This window comes from Mycobacterium sp. M23085 (genome assembly GCF_045343915.1).
Classification (GTDB): domain Bacteria; phylum Actinomycetota; class Actinomycetes; order Mycobacteriales; family Mycobacteriaceae; genus Mycobacterium.
In genome coordinates this window covers 2,150,628-2,169,268 of record NZ_CP174280.1, presented here as the reverse complement: position 1 = coordinate 2,169,268, position 18,641 = coordinate 2,150,628, and the positions used below count along the sequence as shown (strand labels likewise).

Sequence of the window (18,641 nt, the reverse complement as noted above, 5' to 3'; positions counted from 1 at the left end):
CGAGACCGGCATGGCGACGCTCGAGCGTGTCGAGGACACCATGGCGCTGGGGTCGCGGCTGGGGCGACAATTGCGGGCGGGCGACGTGGTGGTGCTCTCCGGACCGCTCGGCGCGGGAAAGACGGTGCTGGCCAAGGGAATCGCGGCGGCAATGGACGTCGACGGGCCGGTCACCTCACCGTCTTACGTGCTGGCGCGGGTGCATCCGCCCCGGCGCGCCGGCGCCCCGACCATGATTCACGTCGACATGTACCGGCTGCTCGACCACACCGACAACCAGGGCGCCGACCTGCTCGGTGAGCTCGATTCGCTGGACTTGGACAGCGATCTCGACGACGCTGTCGTCGTGGTGGAATGGGGCGAGGGCCTGGTCGAGCGGCTCGCCGAACGTCATCTGGACATCCGGCTGGAGCGCGTCAGCCACTCCGACGTGCGGATCGCGACCTGGCGATGGGCCGACAACGCCGGCGTTCCCGGCACCGAGGGTGATTCATGAGCATCGTCCTTGCGCTCGACACCTCGACCCCGGCCGTGACGGCCGGCCTGGTTCGCCGCGACGACCTGTGCGTGCTGGCCGAGCGGGTCACCGTCGACGCCCGTGCCCACGCCGAACGGCTCACTCCGAATGTCGTTGCGGCCCTGGCCGATGCGGGACTGACGATGGCCGACCTGGACGCCGTCGTGGTGGGCTGCGGCCCGGGTCCGTTCACCGGGCTGCGGGTCGGGATGGCCACCGCCGCCGCCTACGGACATGCGCTGGGCGTCCCGGTGCACGGCGTGTGCAGTCTCGACGCGATCGGCGTGCTCACCACCGGGGACGTGCTGGTGGTCACCGACGCCCGCCGGCGCGAGGTCTATTGGGCCCGTTACCGCGACGGCGTGCGCACCCACGGCCCCGCCGTCAACGCCCCGGCCGACGTCGACCCGGGCACCGCGGTGGCCGTCGCCGGCTCACCCGAACACGCCGGCCTGTTCGGTCTGCCGGTGTGTGAACCCGGCTGCCCGACGGCGGCCGGATTGGTTGCCGCCGTGGCCGATTGGGAAGCCCAACCGGAGCCGCTGGTGGCCCTGTATCTGCGCCGGCCCGACGCCAAACCATTGGCGGCGCGGCGATGACCGCCCACAGCGAGGCCGTCACCGTGGGCGCCCTGACCCGGGCCGACGCGCGGCGCTGCGCCGAGCTGGAGGCGCAGCTCTTCGACGGCGACGACCCCTGGCCCGCGGCGGCGTTTCACCGCGAATTGGCCAGCGCCCACAACCATTACGTCGGCGCACGGGTCGGCGAGAAGCTGGTCGGCTACGCGGGTATATCGCGGCTGGGCCGCACCCCGCCCTACGAGTACGAGGTGCACACCATCGGCGTGGATCCGGCATACCAGGGCCGGGGCATCGGCCGCCGGCTGCTCGACGAGCTGCTGACCTTCGCCGACGGCGGCGCCGTGTATCTGGAAGTCCGCACCGACAACGAGGCGGCCATCGGGCTGTACACCAGTGTCGGGTTCGAGCAGATCGGTCTGCGACGCCGCTACTACCGGGTCAGCGGCGCCGACGCGTACACGATGCGGCGGGAGGCCTTATGACAACCATCCTCGCGATCGAAACCTCTTGCGACGAAACCGGAGTCGGCATCGCACGGCTGGACGCCGACGGCGGCGTGACGCTGCTGGCCGACGAGGTGGCGTCCAGCGTCGACGAACACGTGCGGTTCGGCGGCGTGGTTCCCGAGATCGCCTCGCGCGCTCACTTGGAGGCACTGGGCCCCGCCATGCGTCGCGCGCTGTCGACCGCGGGCCTGGACAGGCCCGACGTGGTCGCAACCACCATCGGGCCCGGGTTGGCCGGCGCCCTGCTGGTGGGAGTCGCTGCGGCCAAAGCGTATTCGGCCGCTTGGGGGGTGCCCCTCTACGCGGTGAACCACCTGGGCGGGCACCTGGCCGCCGACGTCTACGAGCACGGGCCGCTGTCCGAATGCGTGGCGCTGCTGGTGTCCGGGGGCCACACCCACCTGTTGCACGTGCGCTCGCTCGGCGAGCCGATCGTCGAGCTGGGCAGCACCGTCGACGACGCCGCGGGCGAGGCCTACGACAAGGTGGCCCGGCTGCTGGGGCTGGGCTACCCGGGCGGCCGGGTGCTCGACGAACTGGCCCGCACCGGCGATCGCGACGCCATCCAGTTCCCGCGCGGCATGACCGGGCCGCGTGACGACCCCTACGCGTTCAGCTTCTCCGGACTCAAGACCGCCGTCGCGCGATATCTGGAAAGCCACCCGGACGCGGTGAACGCCGACGTCGCGGCCGGCTTTCAGGAAGCCGTTGCCGACGTGCTGACCAGAAAGGCGGTGCGTGCCGCCACCGTCCTCGGCGTGCGGACGCTGCTGATCGCTGGCGGAGTGGCCGCGAATTCGCGGTTGCGCGAGCTGGCCGAGCAGCGCTGCGCGGCAGCCGGGCTGGCCCTGCGGATCCCCAGGCCGCGGCTGTGCACCGACAACGGGGCGATGATCGCATCCTTCGCCGCGCACCTGGTGGCCGCCGGGTCGCCGCCCTCCCCGCTGGACGTGCCCAGCGACCCGGGCCTCCCGGTAGTAAAGGGGCGGTTGCCGTGACGCCTCAAATATGGGGCACCCATGGCACGGTGCCGTAGCCGGTTGCCTGGGTGACGATCAGCAGGTTGTTACTGGTCGACCAGGCCTGGGTGAAGGTGGCCATGGGGATCCGCTCGTCGCGGCCGTTCGGAGTGCCGCTGTCGTTGAGGTGGACCACGTTGTTGGCGGTGTCGACCCCGGTGACGACGACGGCGTGGTCGGCCTGTCCGCGCTGCCCCTTACCCTGGGGGTAGTTCCAGATGGTCTCCGCGTTGAGCGCCGCGATCACCTTGTGGCCGCCACTCAGATAGTTCTCCAGCCCCTGCATGGTGTTGCCGGACGTGATGTCCGACTGGATGCCGTAGTGCTGGAGCAGCATGACCATGTCCTGCGGTGAGGTTCCGTCGAAAAAGTAGACGGCTCCGCGGTGGGACTGGCTCGGGGTGAAGATGCCTCGCAACTCGACGCCGAGCTGGGTGGGCTCGTGACCGGTGAGCTGGCCGACCACGTCGGCGATGGCCATCAGGCCGCAGTCTTCCTGGTGCTGGAAGCGCCAGTAGGCGGCGGCTTGCTGCGGGTCGCCGTACATCTGGCCGTTCGGGTCGGCAGCGGCCGTCCCGAGCAAGACGATGACGGCCCACGACATCGCGGTGGTGATTGCCGTGACCAGGGCGACGCGGTTCACAGCGGAGCTGCAGGCAGACACAGTTTTCCATTATTCACATGTGGTTGACGGGCCGAAACGAATCGCCCGAACGGCGGCATGGCTCAGCTGTCGGGAGAAGCAGCGGGGTGCCCTTGAGTGCTAGCACTCGCATGTATAGAGTGCTAGGTGGCAATCGGCCACGCCCTGTGTCGGCACCCGCGACGACGGCGCTCGGGCACGGACGGATGCCGAACACCTGATAACTCGGAAGGTCCGGGGTCATCCCGTACCGGCCGTCAACTCCGGTCCGGGGACGTCCCGGACCCAACCCAAAAACTGGAGGGCTCCAATCGTGGCGAAGGTGAAGATCAAGCCACTCGAGGACAAGATTCTCGTGCAGGCCAACGAGGCCGAGACCACGACCGCGTCTGGTCTGGTCATTCCTGACACCGCCAAGGAGAAGCCGCAGGAAGGCACCGTCGTCGCAGTCGGCCCCGGCCGGTGGGACGAAGACGGCGCGAAGCGCATCCCGCTGGACGTCTCGGAAGGCGACACCGTCATCTACAGCAAGTACGGCGGCACCGAGATCAAGTACGGCGGCGAGGAGTACCTGATCCTGTCGGCACGCGACGTGCTGGCTGTCGTCTCCAAGTAAGAACCGTGTTCCGCCCCGGCGATCCCCGCGTCCCGCGCGGGTGATTTCCGGGGCGGCACGCGTTTGGCTGAAGGAGCCTGATGAGCAAGATTATTGAGTACGACGAGACAGCGCGTCGCGCCATCGAGGCCGGCGTGAACACGCTCGCCGATGCGGTACGGGTCACGCTCGGGCCACGCGGCCGGCATGTGGTGCTGGCCAAGGCATTTGGCGGACCGGCGGTCACCAACGACGGTGTGACCGTGGCCCGCGAGATCGACCTGGAAGACCCGTTCGAGAACCTGGGCGCCCAGCTGGTGAAGTCGGTGGCCACCAAGACCAACGACGTCGCGGGCGATGGCACCACGACGGCGACGGTGCTGGCGCAGGCGCTGGTGAAGGGCGGCCTGCGGCTGGTTGCCGCCGGCGCCAACCCCATCGAACTCGGGGTGGGGATCAGCAAGGCCGCCGACGCGGTGTCCGAGGCGCTGCTGGCGGCGGCCACCCCGGTCTCCGGCAAGGAAGCCATCGCGCAGGTGGCGACCGTTTCGTCGCGTGACCAGCTGCTGGGTGAGCTGGTCGGCGAGGCGATGGCCAAGGTCGGCACCGACGGCGTGGTCAGCGTCGAAGAGTCCTCGACGCTGAACACCGAACTCGAGTTCACCGAGGGCGTCGGTTTCGACAAGGGCTTCCTGTCGGCGTATTTCGTCACCGACTTCGACTCCCAGCAAGCGGTGCTGGAAGACCCGGTGATCCTGTTGCACCAGGACAAGATCAGCTCGCTGCCCGACCTGCTGCCCATGCTGGAGAAGGTCGCCGAATCGGGCAAGCCGCTGCTGATCATCGCCGAGGACATCGAGGGCGAGGCGCTGGCGACCCTGGTGGTCAACTCCATCCGCAAGACGCTGAGGGCCGTCGCGGTCAAGGCGCCGTTCTTCGGTGACCGCCGCAAGGCGTTCCTCGAGGACCTGGCGATCGTGACGGGCGGCCAGGTCATCAACCCCGACGCCGGCTTGCTGCTGCGCGAGGTCGGCACGGACGTGCTGGGCTCGGCGCGGCGCGTGGTGGTGAGCAAGGACGACACCATCATCGTCGACGGCGGCGGGAGCAAGGACGCGGTCGCCGGGCGGATCAGGCAGCTGCGCGCCGAGATCGAGGCCAGCGACTCCGACTGGGACCGGGAGAAGCTGCAGGAGCGGCTGGCCAAGCTGGCCGGCGGCGTCGCGGTGATCCAGGTGGGTGCCGCCACCGAGACCGCGCTCAAGGAGCGCAAGGAAAGCGTCGAGGATGCCGTCGCGGCCGCCAAGGCCGCCGTCGAGGAGGGCATCGTCGCGGGTGGCGGCTCAGCGCTGCTGCAGACCCGCAAGGCGCTGGAGGCGCTCCGCGGATCGCTGAGCGCCGACCAGGCGCTGGGCGTCGACGTCTTCTCCGAGGCATTGGCGGCGCCGCTGTACTGGATAGCCACCAACGCCGGGCTCGACGGCGCGGTCGCGGTCCACAAGGTCGGCGAACTGCCCGCCGGGCAGGGGCTCAACGCGGCCACGCTGAGCTACGGCGACCTGATCAAGGACGGCGTCATCGACCCGGTCAAGGTCACCCGGTCGGCCGTGGTCAACGCGGCGTCGGTGGCCAGAATGGTGCTGACCACGGAGACGGCCGTCGTCGACAAGCCGGCCAACGAGGACGATGACCACGGCCATGGGCACAGCCACGGCCACGGGCATCACCACCACCACTAGAGGTTGAGACGAAAGCGCCCCCGGTCAGGAAGGCCGGGGGCGCTTTCGGTATTAATTTCCGTCCAGCCGCACCAAGAGCCGCAGATTGACGTCTACAGATCTCTAGTCTCGCAGCATGGATCGGATCTGGCAGTGGGCGTGGGATCGACACGGCAAGAGGTACTCGTGGGCGATCTGCGCCGTCGCAGCCCCGGTAGGGCTGCCGATCTACCTTTTTTGGTCGTTGCTCATAGTCGCTGTCGAGCAGTCCAGTGAGTACTTGCGGGCAGCCGTCGGCACGGTTGTCGCGGTAGCGGTGCTCGCCTACGTCGTCGTACTTCCCGGTTTGGGCGCGGGTCGGCTGATAGAGCGGTGGGCGGCCGGCCAGGAGGTCGATCGCGCAAGGGCATTGGACGCCAGCTACGCCTGGGCCCGGGGGACAGTTGTTCGAGGGGTGGTGTTCAACGCCGTTTGGGTTGGCCTGTTGTCGGTCATTGTCGCTGCGATCGCCGGGGCGAATGGCTCGCGGCTCGTCCAGTACGGGATTCTGGGCGCCGTCATCGGAGCCGCAATCCTGCTGCCCGCTGTGCACGGCATCGCGGAAGCAGTCGCGCGCCCCGTCAGGGTGGCCATCGCCGGTGACACCGGAATTGGCGACTCGCTGCCCCGCTCACGTCCGAGTTTCGCCGTGTGGTCAAGCGTGTCCATGCTCGCGGTCGTGGTCGTGTTCACGGTTTATGGCGCGATGCTGACGGCCGTATTCGATCGGGACCGTGAACAACCTCTACTCTTCGTCGCGATCGGCTGTGTGCTGACGGTTGGGCTCGGGTTGCCGCTGACGGTAGGCACTGCGTTGTCACCTTCCCTTCGACCGATTCGCGATCTTGCCGAAGGCACGGAACGTGTTGCGGCCGGTGACTACAGCCAGCGTTTGCCGGTGGTCCAAGATGACGACCTTGGTGCGCTGGCGGCCTCGTTCAACCGGATGCAGGCGGGTTTGGCTGAGCGGCAACGCCTTCAGGCCGCCTTCGGCACCTACGTCGACCCCGCGCTCGCAACGCGACTGCTCGAGCAGGGGGACGAAGTCTTCACCGGTGAGCGTCGCGGGGTGACCGTAATGTTCGTTGATATTCGTGACTTCACCTCGTTCGCCGAGGCCAACGCCGCCGAAGACACCGTCGCCCGCCTCAACGCCCTGTTCGAAATCGTGGTTCCCGCCGTTGTCGACGCTGGTGGGCACGTCAACAAGTTCCTCGGCGACGGCGCACTCGCCGTCTTCGGCGCCCCGAATGACCTTGCCGACCACGCCGAAGCCGCGGTGGCTGCGGCCATGTTGATTCATCGCCTCGTCGCAGAGCGGTTCGGCGACACGCTTCGAATTGGCATTGGGGTCAACACCGGCGAGGTGATCGCCGGCACCATCGGGGGTGGGGGCAAGCTGGAGTTCACGCTGATCGGTGACACCGTCAACGTCGCCGCCCGCGTCGAACAACTCACCAAGACCACCGGGGACGCAATACTTCTCACCCAGCAGACTGTCGACGCATTGGTCGCTCGACCGCCCGGCCTGACCGACCGGGGTGCTCACGCGCTGAAAGGCAAGTCCTCTCCCCCAAAGGTTTTCGGACTCGTTGATCAGGCCTGCTGAGGTGACAGGCCAAGTGGCCCGGCGAGTTCGGCCAATATCGGCACTGCCGACGCATTGTGGGTCGAGGTAGGAGACCAGCGCTTCGTAAGGCTTACGGTATTGCCCTTGGACTTCGGGATGGCCTACCCCGATGCCGAGCACGAAAAGCGGTTGGGGTAGGCGGCGTTGATGCGGTGGAACCACTCGGCGACGGGCTCGGCGGCCGCCGTCCAGATGTTGACGGCCGTTCGATTTCCTCTGCTTGTCCGGTGGCGCAATCCTGCTCACGCGCACAAACCAGGGCTTACCCGTCCCGGGAGGCCGAATCGAGATCGGACGGCTTGCACCGCCGGGTCGAGGCCACGCCGGTGAAGGGCGGGGCACCATGGCAGCTATGAATCCGAACCAGACCCTGGAAATGCCGGTCCCGCGAGGGGCCACCAAAGACAACACCGGCATTGCTGTCGGCACCGGCCCGGTGGACTTGGAGGCCTACATTGACTTCCAATGTCCCTTCTGCAAACAGTTCGAGCTGAGTTCCGGCGACGCGATCGACGAGCTGCTGGACCGGCAGGTGATTCGGTTCATCCGTCATCCGATGAACTTCCTGGACGCCGCGTCGACGAACCACTATTCAACCCGGGCAGCTGCGGCGGCTGCAGCGGCGTCGGACGCCGGTCGATTCCACGAATACGCCCAGACCCTGTTCGAAAACCAGACCCCCGAGGGCGGTCCCGGCCTGACAGATGAGCAGCTGATCGCCCTTGGCCAGGACGTCGGCATCACGGATCCCGGGTTCGCTGATGAGATCCAGGAGGGCAGATACCTGCCCTGGCCCAGCTTTGTGACTGCGCGTGCGACGGAGCGCGGCATCGGCGGCACGCCGAGCGTCTTTGTCCAGGGCATACCGGTTGCGCCCCGGCCGGATCTGATTGTGGCCGCGGTCACCCGCGTTCTGGGCTGACCTCAGCTGCTCTTCAGAGCCCGACGATCACAATGCAGACGCCCACCACGATCGCGACCGCGAGTGAGAGCAACAAGAAGCTGACGATCCGTTCCTTTGCGGCCGAGGCCTCGTGGTCACCCGCCGCGATGGGCGCGAGTCTGCGACCGGCGCCCCACGCCGCTGCGAGCAGGGTGGCCAGCCAGTTTGCATAGGCGGCGTACACGATGAGCGCCACCGCCGCGACTGCCCAGGGCCCGGGCAGGTGGACGTGCGGCCAGAGCAGACCGATCAGCACGAGGAACATGCCGTTGAGGACGCCCTCGAGGTGGCTGGACAGCGCCATGCGCCGATTCTTCAGCGCCAGGACGGGGAAGCCGGTGACCAGACCGAGCAAAAACAGGACCAACCCAAGCGTGAACAGCGCTGTCTGCATGTCAGCACACTAGGAGCGTCCGCCGCCGGGCGCCTTAAAACGGTTGTTATCGGCGATTTCCGGCGCGGCCTCATCCGCCATCAGACAGTCGGCGCGAAACACCCCCGGTCCCTTGCGGATCGGGGGTGTTCCCTTTCATGGTGGCTGGAGCGTCACCGCCCGGGCGGATAGTAGGGCGGACTCGTCACGGTCGTGGTCGGTGTGGACGTCACGGTCGGGGTGCTGGTGACCGTGACGGTGCTGGTGCTCGTGCTGGTGGACGCCGGGGGCACGACGGTGGTGGTGGTGCTCGTCGTGACGGTGGTGGTCGGCGAGGTCGTCGACGACGAAGCGGCGATCACGCCGCAGGCCAGCCGCTTGCCCGAATCGGCCGTGGCGGCGGTGCTGCCCAGATTGTCCGCGGTCTGGTGGATGATCAGGGCGGTGCCCGAGCTGTTCCGCAGGTCGGCGGCGGTGAACGCGTTACTCGTGGTGACCAGTTTCGCCGCGCCGTCGGAGCGCACTTGCAACGCGGTCAGGTCGCCGCTGGCCGGGTAGCTGGTGTGATCGGGCGCCTGGTAGACGCCCCCGGCGGAGTCGAAGTCCCCGCTCGAACCCCCGCCCGGCGCAGCCGAATTGGCCTCGCACTTGCCCACCGCGTGGATTTGCAGCCCGTGAAAGCCGGGGCTGAGCACCTGGTTGGGCCCGGCCTCCACGGTCACCGTCGCGTAGCCGTTGGCGAATTCGAAGGTGGCGTTTGCGACCGGGCTGCCGTCGGCGGTCTTCAGCTGGGTGGTCAGCCTCTCGGCGCCGGGTGTCGAGCTGGTCGCTGTGGTGTTGGCCTGGTTGCCCTGCTGGTTTGAACATGCGGCTAGCGGTGCCATGGTCACGGTCAGCGCCGCGACCGCCCAGCATGCGGCCTTCGTCATTTGCGGTGCTTACCCGCATTGACCAGTAACGAAACGACCGCGCGGCCGCCGACGTCAGCGCCCGTTGCGGGCGGAAGCGTTCTCAGGCCGAGCGGCGGATGGCGCGCCCGCGACCGATGTCGCCCTTGAGCAGCAGGTCGCGCTCGGACTCCGACAGCCCGCCCCAGACGCCGTAGGGCTCGCCGACTTCGAGGGCGTGCGAGCGGCACTCCTGGATGACCGGGCACTGCCGGCACATTTCCTTGGCGCGCTGCTCGCGTTGCATGCGAGCCCGGCCGCGCTCACCGTCAGGGTGGAAGAACATCGATGAGTCAACGCCGCGGCACAAGCCCTGCAATTGCCAATTCCAGATGTCGGCGTTGGGTCCAGGTAGCTGTTCCGGCTGTGGCATTGGTTCGTTCCCTCTCTGCACCGCCCGCTCGAGGTCAGGTTCGTGAAAGCGATTGGGTGCAACTTAAATTAAGTGGAGTGGGGGTCACCGATGACTACCCGTCATGCGTAGACGTTAGGGGCGACGGTGAATTTCCGTCAATAGCCAGTTAGCCCGACAAAGTATGTGCCGGTTGGAGCAGAATTAACTTTGCGTTCATCTGGCTTGAAATTGTGGAGCGCATGCCGTGCTACCAGGCAGTTGGCCGAAACGAGATTTCCCAGCTCAGCGCGCAGGGGAGGGAGGAGACGAATTTGTCCATGGGCTATAGTGATTAACGGTTCGGTAACATGAACACCACAAACTGTTTACTACATCATTGTGATTGAAACTCGTCACAGTTCCTTGATTGGACGGCAGTTGGCCGCCGCCGCCTTCGGAGACAAGCCCGGCGGGTGGCCGCTGCCGGCGGCGAGGACGCCGGCGCAACTGTGGCTGCGCGCCGTGGCGGCGGGGGGACAGGGGCGCTACGGCGCCGCTTTCGGTGACCTCGCCGTGCTGCGTCGCAGCGCGCCGGCCGGGCGGCTCGCGTCGCTGGGCATGAGCACCCGGGGGTCGTTTCTGCGCCAACTCGGTTGGCACACGCTGGCGCGCGGCTGGGATGGCCGTGCCCTGGCGCTGGCCGGTGGTGACCCCGAGGCGGCCGCCGACGCGCTCATCGGGCTGGCGGCCGACGCGTTGGGCGTCGGGCGCTTCGCGGCCGCGGCGACGCTGCTGGCGCGCGCCGACCAGGTGCTGGCAGCGGCCAATTCCGAAGCGCCGGTGCCGGATCGGCTGCCGGTGCGCCGACGCTGGGTGGGCGCCGAGCTCGCGATGGCTCGCGGTGACGGCGACGCCGCCGTCTGTCTTGCCGGCGAAGGGGTGGAGCTGGCGGTGGCCATGGCCTCGGGTCCGAACGGGGGGTCGCCGCGGCACCGGGTCAAAAGCGAAATGGTGCTGGCCGCCGCGCTGTGCAGCGCGGGTGATCTCGAGCGCGCCCGCACGGTCGCCGACGACGCGCTGGCGACCACCGGCCGGTTGGGGCTGCTGCCACTTCGTTGGGCGCTGGCCTGCTTGCTGATCGATATCGGAAGCGTCACGTTTACGGCACATCAGCTGCACGAAATCCGAGATATCTGCGCAGGCCAGGTACGGCGCGCCGGTGGAGCGTGGCGTTCCGCTTGAAACGGCCCTCCGCCCGTTATCGTCAATTCGTTAGTTAACCCGGTTGGCCCGCGATGTGTCCGCTTCGTAACGTTGGAGATATCACCGTCGATGACAATTCCAGCAGGGGAACGTCTCGACGCTGTCGTCGCCAAGGCCGTCACCGGTGACCACACCGCATTGAGGGAGGTGCTGGAGACCATCCGTCCGATCGTCGTGCGATATTGCCGAGCGCGTGTCGGCACAATCGATCGGGGTGGCCTGTCAGCGGATGACGTGGCGCAGGAGGTGTGCTTGGCGACCATCACGGCACTGCCGCGTTATCGCGATCGCGGGCGTCCGTTCCTGGCATTCCTGTACGGCATCGCGGCCCATAAGGTCGCCGACGCGCACCGGGCCGCCGGACGCGACCTCGCTTATCCCACCGACACCATCCCCGAGCGTTGGTCGAACGACGCGGGGCCCGAACAGCTTGCCATTGAAGCGGATTCGGTGAGCAGGATGAGCGAATTGCTCGAGATCCTGCCCGCCAAGCAACGCGAGATCCTGATCCTTCGTGTCGTCGTCGGACTGTCCGCGGAGGAGACCGCCGCCGCGGTCGGCAGTACCACCGGGGCGGTCCGAGTCGCCCAGCACCGCGCACTGTCGCGGCTGAAGTCCGAAATGATCGCGGCAGGTGACTGTGCCTGAATCCCTGGATGAATTCGCCCGCACCGACCTGCTGCTCGACGCGCTCGCCCAGCGCCGGCCGGTGGACGTCGAGGACCCCGAGGTCGACGTGCTGACCACCATGTTGGAGGACTGGCGCGACAACCTGAGGTGGCCGCCGGCCAGCGCCCTGGTGACTCCCGAGGAGGCGGTCAACGCGTTGCGCAAGGGACTGGCCGAGCGCCGGCGCGGCCACCGCGGCCTGGCCGTCGTCGGATCGGTCGCCGCGGCGCTCGTGGTGCTCAGCGGGTTCGGCGCCATGGTGGTCGAGGCCCGGCCCGGCGGCGCGCTGTACGGGTTGCACGCGATGTTCTTCGACCAGCCCCAAGTGCACGGCAGTCAGGAAATGTTGGCCGCCAAGGCCGACCTGGCCAAAGTGCAGGAGTCGATCGACCGGGGGCAGTGGGATCAGGCCAAGAATCAGCTGACCGAGGTGAGCAGCCTGGTGCAGTCGATCGACGACCCGGCCAGCAAACAAGACCTGATGAATCAGCTGAAGCTGTTGAACGCCAAGGTCGATGCGCGTGACCCGAACGCCACGCTGCCGGTCGCTTCGCCGCCGGCGGCGGCACCCGGACCGGCCACCAGGATTCCGGCCGCGCCGCCCGCCGTGTCGGTCGCACCGACGCCGGCGGCAACCCCCGGACCGCTCAGCCCGCCGGCGGGCGCGCCCAGCGCGTCGCCCAGCCCATCAGTGGGCAAGCATCATCATCACGGCCAGACGCCACCCCCGGTCGCGCCGTTGACTCCGAATCAGTGAGCGATCAGTGCCGGCGGTGGAAACCGTCGGCGTCTGACGTCGCTTCGTTGAGCGAGGCGTCGGCGTAGCCGCGGCAGTAATCCCACGTGACGTAGGCGTCCGGCTCGGGGTCATACGCGGGCTCGTGCGGACGCACGGTGCCGTCGATCAACAGCTGCAGCAGGTTGGCGCGCAGCATGTCCCAGTCGTGGTAGTGGTCTTGCTGGCATTCGTCGCAGCACACCACGAGTCCGCGAATACCCTTGTGCGCCAGCAGCGCTTCGTATACGGCCAGATCGGCGAGGTCGGCCTCGACGGCCATCCGCTCCTGCTGATCCAGGGGCTGGCCGGGCTCGACGGCTTCCAGTGCCGCCGACGGATCACAGGGATCGTCGGCGAAAGGGTCGGGCGGCAAACCCGGTGGGAGGTGGTCGCGCACGCCTCTAGCCTACGCAGCCCGCCCGCGATAACGCCAGCAGGGAGCGTCGCGCCGTTCCGCGTGCCGTTTGGTGCGCGCGGCGCGCCCGAGCAAGCCAACGACGCAGGGAGGCGAGCCGATAGGATGGGTTTTTCACGCCGCATCGTATGGAGGGCCCCACTGATGACCCGTGGCACGTCCCACCTGGAAGACAGCTCCGACCTCGTCGGCAGCGCCTATGTGCGGGTGGGTGGCCTGGTCGATGATCCGGTGCCCACCGGAGGCGACAACCCGCACAAGATCGCCATGCTCGGACTGACGTTCGATGACGTGTTGCTGCTGCCCGCGGCCTCCGACGTGGTTCCCGCCACCGCGGACACGTCCAGCCAGCTCACCAAGAAGATCAGGCTCAAGGTGCCGCTGGTGAGTTCGGCGATGGACACCGTCACCGAGTCGCGGATGGCCATCGCGATGGCCCGCGCCGGCGGCATGGGTGTGCTGCACCGCAACCTTCCCGTCGCCGAGCAGGCCGGCCAGGTGGAGATGGTCAAGCGCTCGGAGGCGGGCATGGTCACCGACCCGGTCACCTGCCGCCCGGACAACACCCTGGCCCAGGTCGACGCGATGTGCGCGCGGTTCCGTATCTCCGGTCTGCCGGTGGTCGACGAATCGGGCGCGCTGGTCGGCATCATCACCAACCGCGACATGCGCTTCGAGGTCGATCAGACCAAGAAGGTCGCCGAGGTGATGACCAAGGCCCCGCTGATCACCGCGCAGGAAGGCGTGTCCGCCGACGCGGCGCTGGGCCTGTTGCGCCGCCACAAGATCGAGAAGCTGCCCATCGTCGACGGCCACGGCCGGCTGACCGGCCTGATCACCGTCAAGGACTTCGTCAAGACCGAACAACACCCGCTGGCCACCAAGGACAGCGACGGCAGGCTGCTGGTCGGCGCCGCCGTCGGCGTCGGTGGCGACGCCTGGGTGCGCGCGATGATGCTGGTCGACGCCGGGGTGGACGTGCTGATCGTGGACACGGCGCACGCGCACAACCGGCTGGTGCTCGACATGGTCGGCAAGCTCAAGGCCGAGGTGGGCGAGAAGGTCGAGGTGATCGGGGGCAACGTCGCCACCCGCTCGGCGGCCGCGGCCCTGGTCGCCGCCGGCGCCGATGCGGTGAAGGTGGGCGTGGGCCCCGGCTCGATCTGCACCACCCGGGTGGTGGCCGGCGTCGGCGCTCCGCAGATCACGGCGATCCTGGAGGCGGTGGCGGCCTGCGGCCCGGCGGGCGTGCCGGTGATCGCCGACGGCGGGCTGCAGTACTCCGGCGACATCGCCAAGGCGCTGGCCGCCGGCGCGTCGACGGCCATGCTGGGCTCGCTGCTGGCGGGCACCGCCGAGGCCCCCGGCGAGCTGATCTTCGTCAACGGCAAGCAGTTCAAGAGCTACCGCGGGATGGGGTCGCTGGGAGCCATGGCCGGCCGGGGTTCGGGCAGCGGAAAGTCGTACTCCAAGGACCGCTACTTCGCCGACGACGCGCTGTCGGAAGACAAGCTGGTGCCGGAGGGAATCGAGGGCCGGGTGCCCTTCCGCGGCCCGCTGTCCTCGGTGATCCACCAGCTGACCGGCGGCCTGCGTGCGGCGATGGGCTACACCGGCTCGCCGAGCATCGAGGCGCTGCAGCAGGCGCAGTTCGTCCGGATCACGGCGGCCGGCTTGCGGGAAAGTCACCCGCACGACGTCGCGATGACGGTCGAAGCCCCCAACTACTACGCACGCTGAGGCCGGAGATGGTCGAGATCGGGATGGGCCGCGTCGCCCGTCGTAGCTATGAACTGAGCGAGGTCAGCATCGTGGCCTCCCGGCGCACCCGCTCGTCGCAGGACGTGTCGACGGCCTGGCAGCTGGACGCCTACCGGTTCGAGATCCCGGTGCTGGCGCATCCGACCGATGCGCTGGTATCGCCGGAGTTCGCGATCGAGCTGGGCAGGCTCGGCGGTCTGGGCGTGCTCAACGGCGAGGGGCTGATCGGCCGGCACGCCGACGTCGAGTCCAAGATCGCGCAGCTGGTCGAGGCCGCCAGCAAGGAGCCCGAACCCTCGGCGGCGATCCGGTTGCTGCAGGAGTTCCACGCGGCGCCGCTGAACCCGGACCTGCTGGGCTCCGCGGTCGCCCGGATCCGGGAGGCCGGGGTGACCACCGCGGTGCGGGTCAGCCCGCAGAACGCCCAGGCGCTGACGCCGGTGCTGGTGCAGGCGGGCATCGACCTGCTGGTTATCCAGGGCACCATCGTCTCGGCCGAGCGGGTGGCGAGTGACGGGGAGCCGCTGAACCTCAAGACCTTCATCTCCGAGCTGGATGTGCCGGTGGTCGCCGGCGGCGTGCAGGACCATCGCACCGCGCTGCACCTGATGCGCACCGGCGCTGCCGGCGTCATCGTCGGCTACGGCGCGACCAGGGGGGTGACCACCAGCGACGAGGTGCTGGGCATCAGCGTGCCGATGGCCACCGCGATCGCCGACGCCGCCGCCGCGCGGCGCGAGTACCTCGACGAGACCGGCGGCCGCTACGTGCACGTGCTGGCCGACGGCGACATCCACACCTCCGGCGAGCTGGCGAAGGCGATCGCCTGCGGCGCCGACGCGGTGGTGCTGGGCACTCCGCTCGCCGAGTCCGCCGAGGCGCTGGGCGAGGGCTGGTTCTGGCCGGCCGCCGCCGCGCACCCGTCGCTGCCGCGCGGGGCGTTGCTGCAGATCGCCGTCGGCGAGCGGCCGCCCCTGCACCAGGTGCTCAACGGCCCTTCCGACGACCCGTTCGGCAGCCTCAACCTGGTCGGTGGGCTGCGCCGGTCGATGGCCAAGGCCGGCTATTGTGACCTCAAGGAGTTCCAGAAGGTCGGCCTGACCGTCGGTAGCTAGACAGGCGCAGGGCCGTTGGCTTGTTACCGGCCGGTAAGGCCATACTGGTGCGATGAAGCCGGATTACGACGTACTGATCATCGGTTCGGGTTTCGGGGGCAGCGTCACCGCGCTGCGGCTGACCGAAAAGGGCTACCGCGTCGGCGTGTTGGAAGCCGGCCGGCGGTTTTCCGACGAAGATTTCGCCGAGACGTCCTGGGATCTGCGTAAGTTTTTGTGGGCGCCGAGGCTGGGTTGCTACGGCATCCAGCGCATCCACCCGTTGAAGAACGTGCTGATCCTGGCCGGCGCCGGGGTGGGCGGTGGCTCGCTGAACTATGCCAACACCCTGTACGTGCCGCCGGAGCCGTTCTTCAAAGACCAGCAGTGGTCGCACATCACCGACTGGCGCGACGAACTGATGCCGCACTACGACCAGGCCCGACGAATGCTGGGCGTGGTGGAGAACCCGACCTTCACCGACGCCGACCGGATCGTCAAACAGGTCGCCGACGAGATGGGCTGCGGCGACACGTTCGTGCCCACTCCGGTCGGGGTGTTCTTCGGTCCCGACGGCACCAAGGCCCCGGGCAAGACGGTGCCGGACCCGTACTTCGGCGGCGTCGGACCGGAACGCACCGGCTGCCTGGAGTGCGGAGCCTGCATGACGGGCTGCCGCTACGGCGCCAAGAACACCCTGCTGAAGAACTACCTCGCCCTCGCGGAATCAGCTGGGGCGCAGGTGATTCCGATGACCACGGTGAAGCGCTTCGAGCAGCGGCCCGACGGCCTGTGGGAGGTGCGGACGGTGCGCACCGGCAGCTGGCTGCGCCGCGACCGGCGCACCTACACCGCCAAGCACCTGGTCCTGGCCGCGGGCACCTGGGGCACCCAGCACCTGCTGTTCAAGATGCGCGACGAGGGCCGGCTGCCCCGGCTGTCCAACCGCCTCGGCGTGCTGACCCGCACCAACTCCGAATCCATCGTCGGCGCCGGCAAGCTCGAGCTCGACCCGGACCTCGATCTGACGCACGGCGTGGCGATCACGTCGTCGATCCACCCGACGCCGGACACCCACATCGAACCGGTCCGCTACGGCAAGGGTTCCAACGCGATGGGGCTGCTGCAGACGCTGATGACGGACGGGGCCGGCCCCGAGGGCACCGACACGCCCCGCTGGAAGCAGCTGTTGGACCAGGCCCGCGAGGACCCGCGCCGGATGATGCGGCTGCTCAACGTCCGTCAGTGGAGCGAACGCACGCTGATCGCGCTGGTGATGCAGCACCTGGACAACTCGATCACCACCTACACCAAGCGCGGGAAGCTGGGCATCCGCTGGTACACCAGCAAGCAGGGCCACGGCGAGCCGAACCCGACCTGGATCCCGGTCGGCAACGAGGTCACCCGCCGCATCGCCGCCAAGGTCGACGGCGTCGCCGGCGGGACCTGGGGAGAGCTGTTCAACATCCCGCTGACCGCGCACTTCCTCGGTGGTGCGGTGATCGGCGACAACGCCGACCACGGGGTCATCGACCCCTACCACCGGGTCTACGGCTATCCGACGCTGTTCGTGGTGGACGGCGCGGCCATCTCGGCGAACCTGGGCGTCAACCCCTCGTTGTCGATTACCGCCCAGGCCGAGCGGGCCGCGTCGTTGTGGCCGAACAACGGCGAGAACGACCAGCGCCCGGCGCAGGGCGAGCCGTATCGCCGGCTGGAGCCGATCGAACCCAAGGCGCCCGTGGTCCCGGCCGAGGCGCCGGGCGCGCTGCGCTGGTTGCCGATCAATCCGGTCAGCTCCGCAAGCTAGCTTCGTGACGATCGCGAGCGCGGCGTAGCCGGGCGCTGCGGGTCGTCACCATCAACTGGCGAGTACCTGGAGCGGGGCGCCGCTGACCACTCGGCTGCGCTCGCCGCGCACGTTGACCGGCACGTCGCCCATCAACGTGATGCGGTGCATCAGCCGGGGCTGGTCGTCGTAGTCGTCGATCGCCCGGTGCTGGGTCGCGCGGTTGTCCCACATGGCGACGTCGCCGGGTGCCCAGTTCCAGCGAATAGTGTTCTCCGGCACGGTGATTCGCCGTTGCAGCAGATCCATCAGCACGCTCGACTCGTGGCTGTCCAGGCCGACGAAGCCGCGGACGAAATCGCCGGCCAGCAGGGTGCGTTCGCCGGTCTCCGGGTGCACCCGCACCACCGGGTGCTCGGTCCGAAAGTCGGGCTTTTCGAACGCCTGCCGGAACGCCCGCTGCGTGTCGCTCATCGACGCGGCCGCCTCGGCGCTCACGTAGTCGTAGCGGTTGGTGTGCAGCGCCCACAGGTTTTCCACCAGGCATTTGAGTGGCTCGGGCAGCCGCTCGTAGGCCGCCGCCGTCGAAGCCCACAGCGTCGAGCCGCCATAGGAAGGCAGCTTGACCGCGCGCAGGATGGACGCCGCCGGATAGTTGGCGGCGAACGTCACGTCGGTGTGCCAGCGGTTCGCCTTGCCGTACTCGGAGTCGATCGGGGTGATCACCGGGACGTGCTTGTCGGCCAGGGCCGAGGCGGCCGGGTGGCCGATGGGTGTGCCCAGCAGCTCGGCGAAAGCGAGCTGCTGCTCGTCGTCGAGGTGGTGCTGGTGACGGAAGAAGATCACCTTGTGGGTCAGCAGCGCCCGGCGGATCGTCTCGACCGCGTCCTGGTCGAGGTCGCCGCCGAGGCGAACCCCGTCCACCCGGGCCCCGATGCGGCTGCCCAGCTTCGTGACGGTGATTTGACCAGTCATTTTCCGTGTCCCTTGCGTCAAAATGGGTGTAGTCATTTGACTACATTTGGTG

At 68.4% G+C, this 18,641-nt stretch carries 20 protein-coding genes and 1 pseudogene; 14 read left to right on the top strand and 7 right to left on the bottom strand.

The window, feature by feature from the left end; translation table 11 throughout:
- Positions 1-10 precede the first annotated feature (10 nt).
- The 4 genes from tsaE to tsaD are packed head-to-tail and all read left to right on the top strand — an operon-like array spanning position 11 to position 2,602.
- Positions 11-496: a tRNA (adenosine(37)-N6)-threonylcarbamoyltransferase complex ATPase subunit type 1 TsaE gene (gene tsaE, locus ACIUM1_RS09765; RefSeq protein ID WP_406817616.1), complete on the top strand. Its 486-nt coding sequence runs from the start codon at positions 11-13 to the stop codon at positions 494-496.
- Positions 493-1,116, top strand: coding sequence for a tRNA (adenosine(37)-N6)-threonylcarbamoyltransferase complex dimerization subunit type 1 TsaB (gene tsaB, locus ACIUM1_RS09760; RefSeq protein WP_406816971.1), 624 nt, complete (start codon positions 493-495; stop codon positions 1,114-1,116). The genes tsaE and tsaB overlap by 4 nt, the downstream gene beginning before the upstream one ends.
- A complete protein-coding gene (rimI, locus tag ACIUM1_RS09755; RefSeq protein ID WP_406816970.1) occupies positions 1,113-1,580 on the top strand; it encodes a ribosomal protein S18-alanine N-acetyltransferase in 468 nt (155 codons plus the stop codon). Before tsaB ends, rimI begins: the two co-directional genes overlap by 4 nt.
- Entirely contained in the window at positions 1,577-2,602 is a 1,026-nt protein-coding gene (gene tsaD / locus ACIUM1_RS09750) for a tRNA (adenosine(37)-N6)-threonylcarbamoyltransferase complex transferase subunit TsaD (RefSeq protein WP_406816969.1), read from the top strand. The genes rimI and tsaD overlap by 4 nt, the downstream gene beginning before the upstream one ends.
- Before the next feature lie 4 nt (positions 2,603-2,606).
- On the opposite strand, the gene ACIUM1_RS09745 is transcribed toward tsaD, so the two are convergent.
- On the bottom strand, positions 2,607-3,266 hold the full coding sequence (locus ACIUM1_RS09745; RefSeq protein ID WP_406816968.1) for a C39 family peptidase: 660 nt from the start codon (positions 3,264-3,266) through the stop codon (positions 2,607-2,609).
- Positions 3,267-3,579: 313 nt separating this feature from the next.
- Between ACIUM1_RS09745 and groES the strand changes: the two genes are divergently transcribed.
- From groES to ACIUM1_RS09730, 3 genes are all read left to right on the top strand, one after another.
- Entirely contained in the window at positions 3,580-3,882 is a 303-nt protein-coding gene (groES, locus tag ACIUM1_RS09740; protein ID WP_007773431.1) for a co-chaperone GroES, read from the top strand.
- 80 nt (positions 3,883-3,962) lie between these two features.
- Positions 3,963-5,600, top strand: coding sequence for a chaperonin GroEL (gene groL / locus ACIUM1_RS09735; RefSeq protein WP_406816967.1), 1,638 nt, complete (start codon positions 3,963-3,965; stop codon positions 5,598-5,600).
- A gap of 115 nt (positions 5,601-5,715) precedes the next feature.
- Entirely contained in the window at positions 5,716-7,227 is a 1,512-nt protein-coding gene (locus ACIUM1_RS09730; protein ID WP_406816966.1) for an adenylate/guanylate cyclase domain-containing protein, read from the top strand.
- A gap of 63 nt (positions 7,228-7,290) precedes the next feature.
- Here ACIUM1_RS09730 and ACIUM1_RS09725 read toward each other — a convergent pair.
- Positions 7,291-7,448: pseudogene (locus tag ACIUM1_RS09725) on the bottom strand (LLM class F420-dependent oxidoreductase); the annotation flags it as partial.
- A 152-nt stretch (positions 7,449-7,600) separates the two neighbouring features.
- On the opposite strand from ACIUM1_RS09725, the gene ACIUM1_RS09720 reads away from it, so the two are divergent.
- Positions 7,601-8,170, top strand: a complete 570-nt coding sequence (locus ACIUM1_RS09720; RefSeq protein ID WP_406816965.1) for a DsbA family protein — start codon at positions 7,601-7,603, stop codon at positions 8,168-8,170.
- Positions 8,171-8,183: 13 nt separating this feature from the next.
- On the opposite strand, the gene ACIUM1_RS09715 is transcribed toward ACIUM1_RS09720, so the two are convergent.
- The 3 genes from ACIUM1_RS09715 to ACIUM1_RS09705 all read right to left on the bottom strand — a co-directional run bounded on the left by ACIUM1_RS09715 (position 8,184) and on the right by ACIUM1_RS09705 (position 9,884).
- Entirely contained in the window at positions 8,184-8,585 is a 402-nt protein-coding gene (locus tag ACIUM1_RS09715) for a hydrogenase (RefSeq protein WP_406816964.1), read from the bottom strand.
- A gap of 152 nt (positions 8,586-8,737) precedes the next feature.
- Positions 8,738-9,493: a superoxide dismutase family protein gene (locus tag ACIUM1_RS09710; RefSeq protein ID WP_406816963.1), complete on the bottom strand. Its 756-nt coding sequence runs from the start codon at positions 9,491-9,493 to the stop codon at positions 8,738-8,740.
- A gap of 82 nt (positions 9,494-9,575) precedes the next feature.
- Positions 9,576-9,884: a WhiB family transcriptional regulator gene (locus ACIUM1_RS09705; protein WP_406816962.1), complete on the bottom strand. Its 309-nt coding sequence runs from the start codon at positions 9,882-9,884 to the stop codon at positions 9,576-9,578.
- Positions 9,885-10,244: 360 nt separating this feature from the next.
- On the opposite strand from ACIUM1_RS09705, the gene ACIUM1_RS09700 reads away from it, so the two are divergent.
- From ACIUM1_RS09700 to ACIUM1_RS09690, 3 genes are all read left to right on the top strand, one after another.
- On the top strand, positions 10,245-11,087 hold the full coding sequence (locus ACIUM1_RS09700) for a hypothetical protein (protein ID WP_406816961.1): 843 nt from the start codon (positions 10,245-10,247) through the stop codon (positions 11,085-11,087).
- A gap of 90 nt (positions 11,088-11,177) precedes the next feature.
- The gene (locus tag ACIUM1_RS09695) at positions 11,178-11,756 is read left to right on the top strand and encodes a sigma-70 family RNA polymerase sigma factor (RefSeq protein WP_406816960.1); all 579 of its coding nucleotides are present in this window, start codon (positions 11,178-11,180) and stop codon (positions 11,754-11,756) included.
- The gene (locus tag ACIUM1_RS09690; protein WP_406816959.1) at positions 11,743-12,534 is read left to right on the top strand and encodes an anti-sigma-D factor RsdA; all 792 of its coding nucleotides are present in this window, start codon (positions 11,743-11,745) and stop codon (positions 12,532-12,534) included. Before ACIUM1_RS09695 ends, ACIUM1_RS09690 begins: the two co-directional genes overlap by 14 nt.
- 4 nt (positions 12,535-12,538) lie before the next feature.
- On the opposite strand, the gene ACIUM1_RS09685 is transcribed toward ACIUM1_RS09690, so the two are convergent.
- The gene (locus tag ACIUM1_RS09685) at positions 12,539-12,952 is read right to left on the bottom strand and encodes a DUF5319 domain-containing protein (RefSeq protein ID WP_007773416.1); all 414 of its coding nucleotides are present in this window, start codon (positions 12,950-12,952) and stop codon (positions 12,539-12,541) included.
- Between the two features lie 162 nt (positions 12,953-13,114).
- On the opposite strand from ACIUM1_RS09685, the gene guaB reads away from it, so the two are divergent.
- From guaB to ACIUM1_RS09670, 3 genes are read left to right on the top strand one after another with little or no spacing between them, the layout of a single operon-like run.
- The gene (guaB, locus tag ACIUM1_RS09680; RefSeq protein WP_065028373.1) at positions 13,115-14,710 is read left to right on the top strand and encodes an IMP dehydrogenase; all 1,596 of its coding nucleotides are present in this window, start codon (positions 13,115-13,117) and stop codon (positions 14,708-14,710) included.
- A gap of 8 nt (positions 14,711-14,718) precedes the next feature.
- Positions 14,719-15,846 (top strand): GuaB3 family IMP dehydrogenase-related protein, encoded by a 1,128-nt coding sequence (locus tag ACIUM1_RS09675; RefSeq protein ID WP_406816958.1) that lies wholly within the window; start codon positions 14,719-14,721, stop codon positions 15,844-15,846.
- 52 nt (positions 15,847-15,898) lie between these two features.
- Positions 15,899-17,635, top strand: a complete 1,737-nt coding sequence (locus ACIUM1_RS09670) for a GMC family oxidoreductase N-terminal domain-containing protein (RefSeq protein WP_406816957.1) — start codon at positions 15,899-15,901, stop codon at positions 17,633-17,635.
- A gap of 51 nt (positions 17,636-17,686) precedes the next feature.
- Here ACIUM1_RS09670 and ACIUM1_RS09665 read toward each other — a convergent pair whose 3' ends face one another.
- The gene (locus ACIUM1_RS09665) at positions 17,687-18,589 is read right to left on the bottom strand and encodes a TauD/TfdA dioxygenase family protein (RefSeq protein WP_406816956.1); all 903 of its coding nucleotides are present in this window, start codon (positions 18,587-18,589) and stop codon (positions 17,687-17,689) included.
- Positions 18,590-18,641 lie beyond the last annotated feature (52 nt).

Excerpts from the sequence above, each read along its gene's own strand:
- tsaE (WP_406817616.1), top strand. The coding sequence starts at position 11 with ATGGCGACGCTCGAGCGTGTCGAGGACACCATGGCGCTGGGGTCGCGG.
- tsaB (WP_406816971.1), top strand. The coding sequence starts at position 493 with ATGAGCATCGTCCTTGCGCTCGACACCTCGACCCCGGCCGTGACGGCC.
- rimI (WP_406816970.1), top strand. The coding sequence starts at position 1,113 with ATGACCGCCCACAGCGAGGCCGTCACCGTGGGCGCCCTGACCCGGGCC.
- tsaD (WP_406816969.1), top strand. The coding sequence starts at position 1,577 with ATGACAACCATCCTCGCGATCGAAACCTCTTGCGACGAAACCGGAGTC.
- groL (WP_406816967.1), top strand. The coding sequence starts at position 3,963 with ATGAGCAAGATTATTGAGTACGACGAGACAGCGCGTCGCGCCATCGAG.
- ACIUM1_RS09730 (WP_406816966.1), top strand. The coding sequence starts at position 5,716 with ATGGATCGGATCTGGCAGTGGGCGTGGGATCGACACGGCAAGAGGTAC.
- ACIUM1_RS09720 (WP_406816965.1), top strand. The coding sequence starts at position 7,601 with ATGAATCCGAACCAGACCCTGGAAATGCCGGTCCCGCGAGGGGCCACC.
- ACIUM1_RS09715 (WP_406816964.1), bottom strand. The coding sequence starts at position 8,585 with ATGCAGACAGCGCTGTTCACGCTTGGGTTGGTCCTGTTTTTGCTCGGT.
- ACIUM1_RS09710 (WP_406816963.1), bottom strand. The coding sequence starts at position 9,493 with ATGACGAAGGCCGCATGCTGGGCGGTCGCGGCGCTGACCGTGACCATG.
- ACIUM1_RS09705 (WP_406816962.1), bottom strand. The coding sequence starts at position 9,884 with ATGCCACAGCCGGAACAGCTACCTGGACCCAACGCCGACATCTGGAAT.
- ACIUM1_RS09695 (WP_406816960.1), top strand. The coding sequence starts at position 11,178 with ATGACAATTCCAGCAGGGGAACGTCTCGACGCTGTCGTCGCCAAGGCC.
- guaB (WP_065028373.1), top strand. The coding sequence starts at position 13,115 with ATGACCCGTGGCACGTCCCACCTGGAAGACAGCTCCGACCTCGTCGGC.
- ACIUM1_RS09675 (WP_406816958.1), top strand. The coding sequence starts at position 14,719 with ATGGTCGAGATCGGGATGGGCCGCGTCGCCCGTCGTAGCTATGAACTG.
- ACIUM1_RS09670 (WP_406816957.1), top strand. The coding sequence starts at position 15,899 with ATGAAGCCGGATTACGACGTACTGATCATCGGTTCGGGTTTCGGGGGC.
- ACIUM1_RS09665 (WP_406816956.1), bottom strand. The coding sequence starts at position 18,589 with ATGACTGGTCAAATCACCGTCACGAAGCTGGGCAGCCGCATCGGGGCC.